At 63.4% G+C, this 14,818-nt stretch carries 14 protein-coding genes; 12 read left to right on the top strand and 2 right to left on the bottom strand.

Translation table 11 applies throughout. The features are described from left to right. Nucleotides 1-702 precede the first annotated feature (702 nt). From dnaA to V1479_RS03825, 7 genes are all read left to right on the top strand, one after another. A complete protein-coding gene (gene dnaA, locus V1479_RS03855) occupies nucleotides 703-2,247 on the top strand; it encodes a chromosomal replication initiator protein DnaA (protein WP_438620480.1) in 1,545 nt (514 codons plus the stop codon). A 210-nt stretch (nucleotides 2,248-2,457) separates the two neighbouring features. Further along, nucleotides 2,458-3,576 carry a DNA polymerase III subunit beta gene (gene dnaN, locus V1479_RS03850; RefSeq protein WP_173187995.1) on the top strand — a complete coding sequence of 373 codons (1,119 nt, stop codon included), beginning with the start codon at nucleotides 2,458-2,460 and terminating at the stop codon, nucleotides 3,574-3,576. A 14-nt stretch (nucleotides 3,577-3,590) separates the two neighbouring features. Beyond that, nucleotides 3,591-4,769, top strand: a complete 1,179-nt coding sequence (recF, locus tag V1479_RS03845; RefSeq protein ID WP_376769149.1) for a DNA replication/repair protein RecF — start codon at nucleotides 3,591-3,593, stop codon at nucleotides 4,767-4,769. Nucleotides 4,770-4,809: 40 nt separating this feature from the next. Beyond that, nucleotides 4,810-5,577, top strand: a complete 768-nt coding sequence (locus V1479_RS03840) for a molybdopterin-synthase adenylyltransferase MoeB (protein WP_368801738.1) — start codon at nucleotides 4,810-4,812, stop codon at nucleotides 5,575-5,577. A gap of 3 nt (nucleotides 5,578-5,580) precedes the next feature. Beyond that, nucleotides 5,581-6,069, top strand: coding sequence for a GNAT family N-acetyltransferase (locus V1479_RS03835; RefSeq protein WP_368801737.1), 489 nt, complete (start codon nucleotides 5,581-5,583; stop codon nucleotides 6,067-6,069). Next, nucleotides 6,066-7,316 (top strand): aconitase X, encoded by a 1,251-nt coding sequence (locus V1479_RS03830; RefSeq protein WP_368801736.1) that lies wholly within the window; start codon nucleotides 6,066-6,068, stop codon nucleotides 7,314-7,316. The genes V1479_RS03835 and V1479_RS03830 overlap by 4 nt, the downstream gene beginning before the upstream one ends. Then, nucleotides 7,295-7,720 carry an aconitase X swivel domain-containing protein gene (locus V1479_RS03825; RefSeq protein WP_438620479.1) on the top strand — a complete coding sequence of 142 codons (426 nt, stop codon included), beginning with the start codon at nucleotides 7,295-7,297 and terminating at the stop codon, nucleotides 7,718-7,720. The genes V1479_RS03830 and V1479_RS03825 overlap by 22 nt, the downstream gene beginning before the upstream one ends. 205 nt (nucleotides 7,721-7,925) lie before the next feature. On the opposite strand, the gene V1479_RS03820 is transcribed toward V1479_RS03825, so the two are convergent. Then, nucleotides 7,926-8,927 carry a 2-hydroxyacid dehydrogenase gene (locus V1479_RS03820; RefSeq protein WP_368801735.1) on the bottom strand — a complete coding sequence of 334 codons (1,002 nt, stop codon included), beginning with the start codon at nucleotides 8,925-8,927 and terminating at the stop codon, nucleotides 7,926-7,928. Nucleotides 8,928-9,109: 182 nt separating this feature from the next. On the opposite strand from V1479_RS03820, the gene V1479_RS03815 reads away from it, so the two are divergent. Beyond that, nucleotides 9,110-9,667: an SH3 domain-containing protein gene (locus tag V1479_RS03815; protein WP_173188005.1), complete on the top strand. Its 558-nt coding sequence runs from the start codon at nucleotides 9,110-9,112 to the stop codon at nucleotides 9,665-9,667. Nucleotides 9,668-9,933: 266 nt separating this feature from the next. On the opposite strand, the gene irrA is transcribed toward V1479_RS03815, so the two are convergent. Next, nucleotides 9,934-10,359, bottom strand: coding sequence for an iron response transcriptional regulator IrrA (gene irrA, locus V1479_RS03810; protein WP_173188007.1), 426 nt, complete (start codon nucleotides 10,357-10,359; stop codon nucleotides 9,934-9,936). 231 nt (nucleotides 10,360-10,590) lie between these two features. Here irrA and fabA point away from each other — a divergent pair, with 231 nt between their 5' ends. The 4 genes from fabA to V1479_RS03790 all read left to right on the top strand — a co-directional run bounded on the left by fabA (nucleotide 10,591) and on the right by V1479_RS03790 (nucleotide 14,813). Beyond that, nucleotides 10,591-11,106: a 3-hydroxyacyl-[acyl-carrier-protein] dehydratase FabA gene (fabA, locus tag V1479_RS03805; protein ID WP_173188009.1), complete on the top strand. Its 516-nt coding sequence runs from the start codon at nucleotides 10,591-10,593 to the stop codon at nucleotides 11,104-11,106. Between the two features lie 37 nt (nucleotides 11,107-11,143). Next, nucleotides 11,144-12,364, top strand: a complete 1,221-nt coding sequence (gene fabB, locus V1479_RS03800; protein WP_368801734.1) for a beta-ketoacyl-ACP synthase I — start codon at nucleotides 11,144-11,146, stop codon at nucleotides 12,362-12,364. A 13-nt stretch (nucleotides 12,365-12,377) separates the two neighbouring features. Beyond that, nucleotides 12,378-13,184 carry an enoyl-ACP reductase FabI gene (gene fabI, locus V1479_RS03795; protein WP_368801733.1) on the top strand — a complete coding sequence of 269 codons (807 nt, stop codon included), beginning with the start codon at nucleotides 12,378-12,380 and terminating at the stop codon, nucleotides 13,182-13,184. Between the two features lie 96 nt (nucleotides 13,185-13,280). Beyond that, nucleotides 13,281-14,813: a putative bifunctional diguanylate cyclase/phosphodiesterase gene (locus V1479_RS03790; protein WP_368801732.1), complete on the top strand. Its 1,533-nt coding sequence runs from the start codon at nucleotides 13,281-13,283 to the stop codon at nucleotides 14,811-14,813. Nucleotides 14,814-14,818 lie beyond the last annotated feature (5 nt).

Here is a 14,818-nt window from a genome sequence, read left to right as displayed (position 1 = left end):
CCGTATTTTGCCGGCGCAACCTGGCCTTGTTCATCCATGAGTTGAACCGGCACAAGCTGCCGCCGCGCCCGAGCTTTTTAAGCTTATAAAATATCGTTCAAAATCAGCCGCTTATTCGCGGTTGCGATTCCGCAGCCGCATATCCGGCGAGTCCAAAGCGGATACCCGGCTGTCAAGACATTTTTGTGAAAAACGGTGGCTTTTTAGTACCGCTGGCAAAAGGTTTTGAATCGTAACGACTTCTCTCACCGGGGGCTTTCGCCCGCAGTGCGTCAAGCTGAATCTGCGCTCCGAATCGTGAAAAATTCCTTACCTGTCTCTTGCCCTGCGCGCCGCCTTTTCGGTAAAGTCCAGACATCGAATGGGGCAGGCCCAAACCCTGCTGATCCCAGCCAGACAGCGGCAACAGCGTAGCGCGGGCGCAAGTTCGCGGGCGGTTTGATTGTGCCTGTTCGACGCAAGGGGACTGTTTATTTGTGACGCAATTTTGTTCCCGGACGCAAGTTCGGGAGGGGGTTCTTGTGTCTTGTGTGTGAGTGAAGCCGGCCAGTGCGGATGGCCGGTCTGGAGAATGAAAGGAATGCGACGCCGGTAGAGAGTAACGAGGTACGGCAAAGACAAAAAAGGCGCCCGCGCACCGGATGCGGATTTCAAGTCGGACGACGGAGCGCCACAACGAATACACAGGGAAGTCAGGCAAAGATGCAAAGCGGCATTGCAGAGCGGGCCGAACCGGCCACGTTTGTTCCAGCACAACAGATCGAGGAGAGGACGGGGATGACGCCGGCGAGCGGGCCCGAGGCCAATTTCGAGCGCGTGAAAGCGCAACTCAAGGCCAGGCTTGGCAACGACGTCTATTCGAGCTGGTTCGGTCGGATGAAGATCGCGGAGACGTCCCGCGGCCTGATACGGGTCTCCGTGCCGACGGCGTTCCTGCGCCAGTGGATCAACAATCACTATCTCGACCTGATCGCCGAGCTTTGGAAGCAGGGCGACCCCGCCATGCTCAAGCTGGAGGTCGTCGTCCGCTCTGCCACGCGCAGCGCCGCACCCCAGATCGAGGAGGAGCGCGCGCCGGCCAAGAAAGCGGACCGCCCGATTTCCGTCGGACTGCAGGCACCCGTGCCAACACACCCACGCATGGAGAAGCCGGCGCAGCCGCGCATGAACGGCGCCGACCTTGCCGGCAAGCAGTCCGTGCTCGGCTCACCGCTCGATAGCCGGTACACGTTTGCCTCATTCGTCGAGGGACCATCCAACCGCGTCGCCTTCGCAGCAGCCCGCTCGGTCGCCGAGGCGTCGTCCAACGCCCTGCGTTTCAACCCGCTCTTCATCCATGCCTCGGTCGGCCTCGGCAAAACGCACCTGTTGCAAGCGATCGCGGCCGAAGCGATTAGGCTCAAGCCCAATGCGCGGGTGGTCTACCTGACGGCGGAGTATTTCATGTGGCGCTTCGCCACGGCGATCCGCGATAACTACGCGCTGCACCTGAAGGAGCAGCTCCGCGACATCGACCTACTGATCATCGACGACATGCAGTTTCTGCAGGGCAAGTCGATCCAGCACGAGTTCTGCCACCTCATCAACATGCTGCTGGACAGCGCCAAGCAGGTGGTGGTGGCCGCCGACCGCCCGCCCTCCGAGCTGGAATCGCTGGAGCCCCGCGTTCGCTCGCGCCTCAATGGCGGCGTCGCGCTGGAAATGGCCACCCCCGACTACGGGATGCGGCTGTCGATCCTGAAGCAGCGCCATGCAGCAGCCGTGGCTGAAGTGCCCTCGCTCGACATTCCCGAGGAAATCCTCGCGCATATCGCACAGGCGGTGACCGGAAGCGGGCGTGAGCTCGAAGGTGCGTTCAACCAGATCCTGTTCCGCCAGTCGTTCGAGCCGGAAATGTCGGTCGCCTGGGTCGACGAGGTGCTCGGCAACGTCTACCGCGCCGGCGAGCCCAAGCGGGTGCGGATCGAGGACATCCAGCGCATCGTCGCGCGCCACTACAACGTCTCGAAGACGGAACTGCTCTCGAACCGCCGGACCCGCACCATCGTCAAGCCTCGGCAGGTGGCGATGTATCTGGCAAAGGTGATGACGCCCCGCTCCTTACCCGAGATCGGCCGTCGCTTCGGTGGCCGGGATCATACGACGGTTCTTCATGCGGTACGCAAGATCGAGGGCCTTTCGGGCGCCGACAACACGATGGCGCAGGAAATCGAACTGCTGAAAAGGCTCATCAACGAACAGGCCTGACGGCGCGGTCAGCAGGCCGGCAGCCATCTGTCGGCCGGCCTGCATTTTTCTCTTGAGAAACCTCACCTTGGCGGGTCCGCAACCTCCCTGCGGGCTTGCCTTCGCAGGCATTTTCCTGTCAGGTTCGTTGTCCATTTGCGCGTCCGGCAGGCCCGATCGAGGGAAATGCGGCGCGGCCTCCGAAATGCTTTGCTGCGAGACTTGCGTGTCATGCGTGTTACACTCGAACGCTCCAACCTCCTGAAGTCGCTGAACCACGTCCATCGCGTCGTGGAGCGGCGTAATACGATCCCGATCCTGTCCAACGTGCTGCTGTCGGCTTCCGGCGCAAGCCTGGAAATGAAGGCGACGGATCTCGACCTGGAGGTGACGGAAGCAACCGCGGCCGTTGTCGAGCAGACCGGCGCGACCACCGTGCCCGCGCACCTGCTCTACGACATCGTGCGCAAGCTGCCTGACGGCTCCGAGGTGATGCTGAAGGTGGACGAGAGCGGCAACTCGATGTCGGTGATCTCAGGCCGCTCGTCGTTCCGCCTGCAATGCCTGCCGCAGGCCGACTTCCCCGAGCTCTCGGCTGGATCTTTCAGCCACATCTTCCGCCTGGATTCTCAGGCCTTGCGCGGCCTGATCGAAAAGACCCAGTTCGCCATCTCCACCGAGGAGACGCGGTACTACCTCAACGGCATCTACCTTCACGCCCACGAAGAGGGCGGCAAGCTGATGCTGCGCTCGGTGGCCACCGACGGGCACCGTCTGGCGCGCGCCGAAGTGGAAGCGCCGGCAGGCTCGGAAGGCATGCCGGGCATCATCATCCCGCGCAAGACCGTCAGCGAACTGCAGAAGCTGGTCGACGATCCCGACGTGGCGGTGACGACGGAGTTGTCCGACACCAAGATCCGCTTCACCATCGGCAGCGTGGTGCTGACCTCGAAGCTGATCGACGGTACGTTCCCCGACTACCAGCGCGTCATCCCGACCGGCAACGACAAGAAGCTCATCATCGACCGGCAGAGCTTCGCCCAGGCGGTTGACCGCGTGTCGACGATCTCGTCCGAGCGCGGGCGCGCGGTGAAACTCTCGATTGCTTCCGGTCAGGTGACGTTGACGGTAAACAATCCCGATTCGGGCAGCGCGACCGAGGAAGTGGCGGCCGACTACGATGCCGACCCGATCGAAATCGGCTTCAACGCCAAATACCTGCTGGACGTCGCCGCGCAGCTTTCGGGCAGCGAGGCGCGCTTCATGCTGGCCGATGCCGGCGCGCCGACGCTGATCCACGACATGACCGACGACCACGCGCTCTACGTGCTGATGCCGATGCGCGTCTAGGCGCGCAGCGGACGATCGTGACCGGAACCGGAACAGCCGAACCGCCGCGAGGCGCGGCGCAGACCCGTATCGAACGCCTGCTGCTGACCGATTTCCGCAACTACGAAAGCCTGGCGCTGGATTTCAACGCCGGCGCGGTTGTGCTGACGGGCGAGAACGGCGCCGGCAAGACCAATCTGCTCGAAGCGATCTCGTTTCTGACGCCCGGACGCGGCCTGCGACGGGCGACGCTCGACGACGTGCCGCGCAGCGGCGCGGGGAGCGGCTTTGCGATCCATGCGCGGGTCGCGGGTGCGTTCGGCGAGGTCGAGATCGGCACGGGAACGCTCGGTGAGCGGAATGCGAACGGCGATAGTGTCGGCCGCAAGGTGCGCATCAACGGTGCGACCGCGCGCTCGGCAGACGAGATGCTGGAGTGGCTGCGCGTGATCTGGCTGGTGCCTGCGATGGACGCGCTGTTCACGGGCGCGGCGGGCGACCGGCGCCGCTTCATCGACCGGCTGGTGCTGGCCATCGACCCCGCCCACGGGCGACGCGCGCTCGACTATGAAAAGGCGATGCGCGGCCGCAACCGGCTGCTTTCCGAGCAGGCGCGCGACGACCAGTGGTTCGATGCCATCGAAACCCAGATGGCGGAGACGGGTACGGCGATCGCCGCCGCGCGGGTGGAGATCGTGCGGCTGCTCGCCGCCATGGTCGAGCGGCTGCCCGGCGACAGCCCCTTTCCGCAGGCCGACATCGCGCTGGCTGGCACGCTTGAGGAAGCGCTGACGCAGCAGCCGGCGATCGAGGTAGAGGAAGGTTTCCGGCGTTCGCTGTCGCAGAACAGGTTCCGGGACCGCGCGGCAGGGCGCACGCTCGAAGGCCCGCACCGCTCGGACCTTCTGGTGCGGCACCGGCCGAAGGACATGCCCGCCGGGCAATGTTCGACCGGGGAACAGAAGGCGTTGCTTACCGGCCTCGTACTGTCGCACGCACGGCTGGTGGCTGAACTCTCCGGGTCGGCGCCGATATTGCTGCTCGACGAGATCGCCGCGCATCTCGACGCCGGCCGGCGGGCTGCGCTGTTCTCGATCCTCGACGAGCTCAACTGCCAGGCCTTCATGACCGGCACAGACGCGGCACTGTTCTCCGCGCTGGAGGGCCGCGCGCAGTTTCTGTCGGTTTCGGCGGGCATGGTCACCGCCGGTTGAGCCGCTGACATTCGCGCCGGCAGCGCTTATGTTGAGTGCCATGGACACGCCCGCGACACCACCGCTTTCGCCCGAGGAACTGGAGCGCTACGCGCGCCATATCGTGCTGCCGGAAGTCGGCGGCCCGGGCCAGCAGAAGCTCAAGCGCGCGCGGGTGCTGGTCGTTGGCGCGGGTGGGCTGGGCGCGCCGGTTCTGCACTATCTGGCGGCCGCAGGTGTGGGTACGCTCGGCATCGTCGACGATGATCTCGTGTCATTGTCGAACCTGCAAAGGCAGGTGATCCACGATACCGCAAGCGTTGACTTACCTAAAACCGAAAGCGCAGCGGCGACCATCACCCGTATCAACCCGCACGTGACCGTCGAGCAGCACCGGCTGCGCCTGACGGCGGAGAATGTCGCGGAACTGGTTTCCGCCTATGACATCGTCATCGACGGGACCGACAATTTCGACACGCGCTATGCGATCGCGGACGCCTGCGCCGAATCGGAGCGGCCGCTGGTGACCGGAGCGGTCGGGCGCTTCGACGGGTCGGTCACGGTTCTGAAGCCCTACGAGACCGGAGCGGACGGACGGCGCAATCCATCCTATCGTGACCTGTTCCCTGAGCCGCCGCCGCGCGACCTCGTGCCTTCCTGCGCCGAGGCGGGTGTGCTGGGTGCGCTGGTCGGCGTCATTGGCACGCTGCAGTCTATGGAGGCCATCAAGCTCATTACAGGCATCGGCGAACCGCTGGTCGGCCGGCTGTTGATGTATGACGGGCTGGGGGCGAATTTCGACACGGTTCGCTACAGCGCAAAAGGTTAGTCATTGCTTACTATACCTCCTGTCACCCTTCTGCGCGTTTATGCCGATTTCGGCAGGATGGACGCGTTGCTCGATCTCATCATGCGCTCTTTTGCCTATATGAATGGCGTTATCGACCCGCCTTCATCGGCCCATCGCCTGACTGTGGAGAACCTGCGCGAGAAGTGCGAGGCAGAGATCGCCATCGCGGCGCAGGAGGACGACCGGCTCGCGGGATGCGTGTTCCTTGCTGAACGCGCCGACCATTTCTATCTCGGCAAGCTTGCGGTTGATCCGGCCCTGCAGGGTCGGGGCATCGGCAGACTTCTGATGCAGGAAGCCGAGGCGATGGCGGTCGCGGCCGGCAAGCCCGTAATCGAACTTCAAACCCGGATCGAACTGACCGGCAACCAGGCGGCATTCGCTCGCATGGGCTTCGTGGAGACCGGCCGCACGGCGCATGCGGGCTTCAACCGGCCGACGAGCATAACCTTGCGCAAGGCGCTCCGATGACGCTGATGCTGGCCGCCGAGGAACGGGCGATCGCAGCTGGCACGGACGGCGCCGCCATGGCGATGCGGATCGTGGCGGACGCCGCGCGCCTGATGGGCGCGCCGCGGCTGATCCCGATCGCATCGGCACACATAGACGGCGCGCTTTATCACGGCGATTCCGGCACGCTTTTTGCCGAAAAGCTGGTCGAGGGTGGCGCCAGGGTTGCGGTGCGGGCAACGCTCAATGTCGGCGCGCTCGATCTGACCGGCTGCGCGCGCGTCCGGCTTGAGGAACCGGCACGGGCAATGGCAGCCCGGATGATGTCGGCGTACCGCACGCTGGGATGCGAGCCGACATGGACCTGCGCGCCCTATCAGGCGGGCCACAGGCCGGCACGCGGCACGGATGTGGCATGGGGCGAATCCAACGCGGTCGTCTTCTGCAACTCCGTGCTCGGTGCGCGCACGAACCGCTATGGCGACTTCCTCGACATTGCCTGCGCGATCGCCGGCCGCGCGCCCGACTACGGCCTGCACCGGCCGGAGAACCGAAAAGCGACCGTGATCTTCGATGTTTCCGATCTGCCGCCGGACTTCCTGGAGACCGACGTCGCATGGCCGATCCTCGGCAGTCTCCACGGACGCGAACTCGGCGACGCCATCGGGGTCGTCACCGGCCTGCGCGCCGATCCCGGCGAGGACGCGCTCAAGGCGTTTGGCGCGGCGGCAGCCTCCACAGGCGCTGTCGGCCTGTTCCACGTCGCCGGGGTGACGCCTGAGGCCCCAGATGTGGAGACTGCGCTCGGCCATGCCGAGCCGGAAAAGATGATCCGCGTCGACGGCAAAATGGTCGCCGATGCTCGGGCGCGTCTTTCGACAGCCGAAAGACCGGACAGGATCGATGCCGTCGCAATCGGCAGCCCGCACCTTTCCAGCGAGGAGCTGGCACGGCTGGAGCACCTGGTGAATGGTCGCAGGCTCGCCGTGCCGATCTACGCCTGCACCGGGCGTCACGTGCTGTCGTCACTCGATCCGGATCGGCGTACCGCGCTGGAAACGGCCGGCGTGGTGCTCGTCGCCGACACATGCGTCGTCGTCACCCCGATCATGCCAGAGCTTGCCGGCGGCGTGCTGATGACCAATTCGGGCAAGTTCGCGCACTACGCGCCCGGCAACACAGGCTATTCGGTGCTTTACGCATCGCTCGCCGAATGCGTCGAAAGCGCCGTTTCGGGGAGGCCGCAGTGGACGGGGTCCCTGTCGTGAAGGGCGAGGTGCTTGTCGAAGGCGCCAGTGGCACTGGCGAGGGGCTTGTGCTTTCGGCGCCGATCAGCTTCTGGGGCGGCGTCGACCCCAAATCCGGCAGGATCGCAGATGTGCGCCATCCCCAGCACGGCCGATCCATTGCCGGAACGGTGCTTTTCCTGCCGGGCACGATCGGCTCTTCGTCGGCATCCGCGGTCCTTCTGGAGCTCGTCAGCGCCAGCAAGGCCCCGGCCGCGCTCGTTCTTCACGAGCCGGACGCGATCCTGCTGCTTGGGCTTGTCGTGGCCAAGGAGATGGGCCTGCACGTGCCTATGGCTGTCAGGCTGGACAGGACTGCGTTTGCGGCTTTCGCGGGTAAGAGCGTGAGCGTCGGCGGGGACGGCATGGTTGAGGTAAACGATTAGCGGCAGCGGTCCTTTGGTGCGTCCTTCGAGGCTCGCTCCGCTCGCACCTCAGGATGAGGACTGTAGTGCCCGGCCCCTGTAGCCTCGCAGGCTCGGACGTTGTTGTGTTGACCTGCATAGAGCCCACAACCTTGTGGGCTCAATCAACCCACCTCCCTCATCCTGAGGTGCGAGCGGAGCGAGCCTCGAAGGACGCACCCAAAGCCTACACCCGTGACGGCAGCACACGGTCCGGGGGGCGGTGGCCGTCGAAGAAGGTGCGGATGTTGATAATCACCTTCTCGCCCATGTCGATGCGGCCCTCGATGGTGGCCGATCCCATATGCGGGAGAATCACCACCTTCCCCTTGGCGGCAAGGCGGACGAGCTTGGGGTTCACTGCCGGCTCATGCTCGAACACGTCGAGACCGGCACCGGCGAGCTTGCCGGTCTCCAGCATCGTTACCAGCGCATCTTCATCGATGATGTCGCCCCGTGCCGTGTTGACCACGTAAGCGGTCGGCTGCAGCAGCGCCAGCCGCCGCGCCGAAAGCAGATGGAAGGTTCCCGGCGTCGAGGGGCAGTTGACCGAGATGATGTCCATGCGGGCAAGCATCTGGTCCAGGCTGTCCCAATAGGTTGCCTCCAGCGCATCCTCGGTGGCGGGAGCGACGCGGTGGCGATTGTGGTAGTGGATCGAAAGGCCGAAAGCCTTGGCCCGGCGGGCAACGGCCGTGCCTATGCGGCCCATGCCGACGATGCCGAGCCGCTTGCCCCAGATGCGCCGGCCGAGCATCCAGGTCGGCGACCAGCCGGCCCATTTGCCATCATCGCTCAGCATCGCCGCACCTTCAGTGAGACGGCGCGGCACGGCCAGCATCAGCGCCATGGTCATGTCCGCCGTATCCTCGGTCAGCACATTGGGCGTGTTGGTGACCATGATGCCTTTGGCGGCGGCGGCGGCTACATCGATATTGTCCACTCCGTTGCCGAAATTGGCGATCAGCTTGAGGTTCTCGCCGGCCTGAGCGATCAGCGAGGCATCGATTCGATCGGTGACGGTCGGCACGAGCACGTCGGCTTCCTTGACCGCAGCGACAAGCTCCGGCTGGGTCAGCGGCCGGTCCTCAACATTCAGCCGTGCGTCGAAAAGCTCCCGCATGCGGGTCTCGATCGCATCCGGCAGCTTGCGGCTGATCACGACGAGAGGCTTTTTCCTGCCGGCCATCAGTTCCTCGAATCCGGGTCTTGTTGAGACCTCTTTAACCAAGATTGGCGACACTTGGGAATGGCGTCGGCCCGGTCGCGGTTCTCGATCCTGTGTATCAAGCCGCCCTGCCGATGACAAAGAAAAAGGGCCGGTGGCAATGCCGCCGCACCCGAGCAGACTTGGGTATCGTGGGTAAGGTCATGTCTTCACGCATCGTGTTTCGTGCGCTTCTGTGCAGCACGCTGGCACTGGTTTCGCTGGCTACCGTCTCCGTGACTGTCCCCCTGGGACAGGCGGCCGCACAAACTGCGGCGGTCGGCCCCAGCGGATTACCGCTGCCGCGCTTCGTCAGCCTCAAATCAAACCGTGTGAACCTGCGCATCGGGCCCGGCATCAACTATCCGGTGGACTGGCTCTATCTGAAATCGGGCGTACCGATGGAGATCATTCAGGAGTACGACAACTGGCGGCGTGTACGCGATGCGGATGGCGCGGAAGGCTGGATCAACCAGTCGCTGCTGTCGGGCCGGCGCACGGCGGTGGCAGCACCCTGGCAGCGCGGCGAGGATACCGAACTGCTGCTGCGCACCGATCCGGACACGACGTCGCGCATCGTCGCCAAGCTGGAGCCCGGCGTGATCGGCACGCTCAAGACCTGTAACGGGCAGTGGTGCGAGATGGAATTTTCCGGCCATCGCGGCTGGATCAGCCAGACCCAGATCTGGGGCGCCTATCCAGGCGAGACCTACAAGGACTAAGGTTTCGCTGCTTGGCACCGCTCGTGTGTGAAGTGGGTGCGTCCTTCGAGGCTCGCCCGCCAAGACCTTTCTCTAGCCTTACACCGAGACACGTGGCTCGCACCTCAGGATGAGGAAGGTCGTGGCCATCGGGCGCCGGTTCTGGAAGGCTATGGCATTTTCGGCTGGGCACGACCTACCTCATCCTGAGGTGCGAGCCCGCAATCCCTTGCAATGTATGATATTGCAACCGCCGGGCGAGCCTCTAAGGACGCACCCGAAAACAACTACCGCGCCTTTGGCCTCAGGCGCACGACGATGTCGACATTGGCGATTTCCATGCCTTCCGGAGGTTCCGGGAGGTTGTGGACCGAAACCGGGCCGGTCTCGATGTCCATCACGCGGTTTTCGCCCTCGATGAAGAAGTGATGATGGTCCGACGTGTTGGTGTCGAAATAGGTCTTTGACCCTTCGACGGCCAGAATGCGCAGGAGGCCGGCATCCGTGAACTGGTGGAGCGTATTGTAGACCGTCGCCAGCGACACGGCCACGCCCGCAACGAGGGCTTCCTCGTGCAGCTCCTCGGCCGAAAGGTGCCTGTCTCCCTTGGCAAACAGCAACTCGGCCAGAGCAATGCGCTGCCGCGTCGGCCGCAATCCGGCATCGCGGACGCGCGTCTCGACTTCGGCGGGTTGATTGCAGTCAGTTTCCATCAAGCCGATTTGCTTCCCTGATCGACGCCGCGGACCCGATTCGGGCATTTCTCCATACGGCAATGTTGTCAATATATATTCGGTCGCAGAAATGCGATCAATAGCGGCACATTGACCCTCGATGATGCGCAAGATAGAGCGCGTCGGTGGTTTCCTGTCCGAAACAGTCTGTGATAGGGGATGGCCCTAACAGGCAGTGACAGAGCCCGGACGGCGAAGGGACGGAGGACTATGGTCGAACAGAAATCGAGCTACGATTACGAAGATCTGCTTGCCTGCGCACGCGGCGAGCTGTTCGGGCCGGGCAACGCCCAGCTTCCCTACCCGCCGATGCTGATGTTCGACCGCATTACCGACATCAGCGAGACCGGAGGCGAATTCGACAAGGGCTATATCCGCGCCGAACTCGACATACGCCGCGACCTCTGGTTCTTCCCCTGCCACTTCATCCAGAACCCAGTGATGCCCGGCTGCCTCGGCCTCGATGCCATGTGGCAGATGACGGGCTTTTTCCTGGGTTGGCTAGGCGAACCGGGCAAGGGCATGGCCCTTTCGACCGGCGAGGTGAAGTTCAAGGGCATGGTCACGCCTTCGGTCAAGAAGGTCGAGTACGGCGTCGATTTCAAGCGCGTGATGCGCGGCCGGCTGGTGCTCGGCATTGCGGACGGCTGGCTAAAGGCCGATGGCGAACCCATCTACAAGGCCACCGATCTGCGCGTCGGCCTTGCCAAGCAGGAAGCCGAATGAGCGGTCGGCCAACGACATCGAATTCAGGGAGCGTCAGATGAGACGTGTAGTCGTAACGGGCCTGGGCATCGTTTCCTCGATCGGGAACAATGCGGACGAAGTGCAGGCATCGCTTCGCGACGCCAAATCCGGCATCAGCTTTTCCAACGATTTCGCCGAGCACGGCTTCAGGTGCCAGGTCTGGGGGGCACCAACGCTCGACCCGACCGAACTGGTCGACCGCCGCGCCATGCGCTTCCTGTCCAAGGGCGGAGCGTGGAACCACGTCGCGATGGAACAGGCGATTGCCGATGCGGGCCTCGAAGAAGGCGACATCACCAACGAGCGCACCGGCATCGTCATGGGCTCGGGCGGGCCTTCGACACGCATGATCGTCGAGGCTGCTGCCATCACGGAAAAGAACGGTAGCCCGAAGCGGATCGGCCCCTTTGCCGTGCCGAAGGCGATGTCGTCCACCGCATCGGCGACGCTGGCGACCTGGTTCAAGATCCACGGCGTGAACTACTCGATCTCGTCGGCCTGCTCGACCTCGGCACACTGCATCGGCAACGCCTACGAGCTGATCCAGTGGGGCAAGCAGGACATGGTCTTCGCGGGTGGCCACGAGGATCTCGACTGGACGATGTCGAACCTGTTCGACGCCATGGGCGCGATGTCGTCCAAGTTCAACGACAGGCCGGAAGTCGCTTCGCGCGCCTATGACCTGAACCGCGACGGGTTCGTCATCGCCGGGGGCGCGGGCGTTCTGGTGCTCGAGGAACTGGAGCACGCCAAGGCGCGCGGCGCGAAGATCTATGCCGAAATCGTTGGCTACGGCGCAACGTCGGACGGCTACGACATGGTGGCACCTTCCGGCGAGGGTGCGGTTCGCTGCATGCGCCAGGCACTTTCGACCGTGAACGGCGACGTCGACTACATCAACACGCACGGCACCTCGACCCCCGTGGGCGATTCCCGCGAGATGGGCGCGATCCGCGAGGTCTTCGGCGACAAGCTGCCGAACATCACCTCGACCAAGTCTTTGACGGGCCATTCGCTGGGTGCGGCCGGTGTGCAGGAATCGATCTACTCCATCCTGATGATGCAGGGCGGCTTCATCGGCGAAAGCGCCCATATCGAGGATTTCGACCCCGAATTCGAAGGCATGCCGGTAGTGCGCAAGCGCATAGACAACGCCAAGATCGATACCGTGCTCTCCAACTCCTTCGGCTTCGGAGGCACAAACGCGACGCTGGTCTTCCAGCGCCATCAGGGCTGACGGGACTACACGCATGGACGGACTGATGAAAGGCAAGCGCGGCCTCGTGATGGGGGTCGCCAACGATCACTCGATCGCCTGGGGCATTGCCAAGCAGCTCGCGGACCATGGCGCTGAGCTGGCCTTCACCTATCAGGGCGAGGCTTTCGGTCGCCGGGTGAAGCCGCTTGCCGATCAGGTTGGCGCAAAGCAGGTGCTTTCCTGCGATGTCGAGGACAGCGAGAGCGTGGCCTCGGTGTTCGACACGCTGAAGAGCGAATGGGGCTCGCTGGACTTCGTCGTCCACGCGATCGGCTTTTCCGACCGCAACGAGCTCAAAGGGCTCTATGCCGACACCACGCGTGAAAACTTCGTCCGCACGATGGTGATTTCCTGTTTCTCCTTCACTGAGGTGGCGCGAGGTGCTGCGGCGCTTATGGAGAATGGCGGATCGATGATCACGCTGACCTATGCGGGTTCGGTGCGCGTCATGCCGAATTACAACGTCATGGGCGTTGCCAAGGCAGGGCTCGAGGCCAGCGTCCGCTACCTGGCCAACGATTTCGGCCCGCGCGGCATCCGCGTCAACGGCCTGTCGGCCGGTCCGGTCCGTACGCTTGCGGGGGCGGGCATCTCCGATGCGCGGCTGATGTATGGCTACCAGCAGCGCAATTCACCGCTGCGCCGCACCGTGTCGCACGAGGAGGTCGGCCGGTCGGCTCTCTACCTGTTGTCCGATCTTTCTTCCGGCGTGACTGGCGAAATCCATTATGTGGATTCCGGATATCACATCGTTTCCATGCCGACACTGGACGAACTGAAGCGCACCGACGAAGGCTGAAACAGCGCAACCGACGAAAAACCAATTCTAATGAACGTCGGAAACGGTTCTTAAGGAATAACAGATATATCCTGCCAGGGTTCAGGGGACTCTGGCATGGACAAAATGCATAATCCGGTAAGAAGCCTTGGCTTCCGCCTCGCGACGATTGCGGTTACTGGCGTCTGCAGTTTCGTAATCGGCCTGTGGGGCATCAAGCTCGGCTTCGGTCCGCACATCGGCGGTGTACCGGCTGAACTGCTGAGCGCCATGCTCGCGACGCTGTGCGCGCTTGCCGCGTCGCTGGCCGTCATGTCGTTCTTCGCTGGCGTCGAGGAATCCGCAGCCTATGTCTACAAGGAAACGCAGCTCGACAAGCTGACCGGGCTGCACGCCCGCACGGCAATGATCGGCAAGATCGCCGAATCTGCTTCAGCGACCATCCGCTCCGGCGAGCCGGTTTTCCTGATCGACATCGACATCGACCGGTTCAAGCAGATCAACGAATCGATCGGCTACAGCCATGGCGACCAGCTTATCCGGATATTCGCCCAGCGGCTGAAGGACCTTCTGCCCGAAGGCACCGAAATCGGCCGTATAGGCGCCGGCGAGTTCGCGGTTCTGATCCCCGACACACCGGATACCGGCTCCGTCGACACGCTGGTCGAATATCTCATCGACAATCTCATGGAGCCCTATCAGCTTCCCTCGCACCTGCAATCGGTGAATCTATCGGTCGGTATCGTCGCCATGCCCAAGGACGGGCTGGACCCGGTGATCCTGCTGCGCCGTTCGAACCTGGCGCTGCAACATGCGCGGGCGGGCGGCATCGGCAACTGGTCGGTTTTCCACCAGCAGATGGGTCTCGTCGCCGAATACAGGCAGTGGATCGAATCGGAACTCCATACCGCATTCGAGCGTGGGGATTTCGTCGTCCACTACCAGCCGCAATACGACCTTCTGAGCGGCAAGGTCGTCGGCTATGAGGCGCTTGTGCGCTGGCGGCATCCCGAGCGGGGCATGATCCCACCGCAGGAGTTCGTGCCGATTGCCGAGGAAACGGGAATGATCGCGCTTATCGGTGAATGGGTATTGCGCAAAGCATGCGCGGACGCCCACCTGATGCCGCCTGAGTGTTCCGTGGCCGTCAACATCTCGACCGTCCAGTTCATGACGAAAGACTTCCTCTCGCAGGTGCGGGGCGTCATCAAGGCAACCGGTATCGAACCGCACCGATTAGAGCTGGAAGTCACGGAAACGGCCATGATGCAGGACCGTGAGCGAGCCGCCACCATTCTGGAGGAACTCGCCAGAATGGGGATCTCGGTAGCCGTGGACGATTTCGGCACCGGGTATTCCAATCTTTCCTATCTGATCGATTTCACGTTCAAGAAACTGAAGATCGACCAGTCATTCGTCCGCCGGCTCGAGACGGACGCCAATTCAGGCGCCGTGGTTTCAACCATCGTGGGTCTGTCGCGCGCGCTTGGCGTGCGCACGATCGCCGAGGGCGTGGAGACGGAAAACCAGGCAACTCTGCTCAAGGCTGCCGGCTGCGAAGTCGTCCAGGGCTATCTGTTCGGCAAACCGGCTCCATTGCAGGTGCGCGAGACCCATGTTGAGCCTCCGCGACGGGTCGCAACGGCGTAGCGCGG

It is taken from the genome of Neoaquamicrobium sediminum (assembly GCF_040970315.1).
Lineage (GTDB): Bacteria > Pseudomonadota > Alphaproteobacteria > Rhizobiales > Rhizobiaceae > Aerobium > Aerobium sediminum.
Note: the sequence above shows the minus strand (reverse complement) of the source record. Positions and strands in the feature narration are given on the sequence as shown.

Bases quoted from the DNA above. Each gene is read 5' to 3' on its own strand.
- V1479_RS03840 (WP_368801738.1), top strand. From the start codon at position 4,810: ATGGACACGCCCGCGACACCACCGCTTTCGCCCGAGGAACTGGAGCGC.
- dnaA (WP_438620480.1), top strand. From the start codon at position 703: ATGCAAAGCGGCATTGCAGAGCGGGCCGAACCGGCCACGTTTGTTCCA.
- fabB (WP_368801734.1), top strand. From the start codon at position 11,144: ATGAGACGTGTAGTCGTAACGGGCCTGGGCATCGTTTCCTCGATCGGG.
- V1479_RS03830 (WP_368801736.1), top strand. From the start codon at position 6,066: ATGACGCTGATGCTGGCCGCCGAGGAACGGGCGATCGCAGCTGGCACG.
- V1479_RS03790 (WP_368801732.1), top strand. From the start codon at position 13,281: ATGGACAAAATGCATAATCCGGTAAGAAGCCTTGGCTTCCGCCTCGCG.
- V1479_RS03820 (WP_368801735.1), bottom strand. From the start codon at position 8,927: ATGGCCGGCAGGAAAAAGCCTCTCGTCGTGATCAGCCGCAAGCTGCCG.
- V1479_RS03815 (WP_173188005.1), top strand. From the start codon at position 9,110: ATGTCTTCACGCATCGTGTTTCGTGCGCTTCTGTGCAGCACGCTGGCA.
- dnaN (WP_173187995.1), top strand. From the start codon at position 2,458: ATGCGTGTTACACTCGAACGCTCCAACCTCCTGAAGTCGCTGAACCAC.
- fabA (WP_173188009.1), top strand. From the start codon at position 10,591: ATGGTCGAACAGAAATCGAGCTACGATTACGAAGATCTGCTTGCCTGC.
- irrA (WP_173188007.1), bottom strand. From the start codon at position 10,359: ATGGAAACTGACTGCAATCAACCCGCCGAAGTCGAGACGCGCGTCCGC.
- fabI (WP_368801733.1), top strand. From the start codon at position 12,378: ATGGACGGACTGATGAAAGGCAAGCGCGGCCTCGTGATGGGGGTCGCC.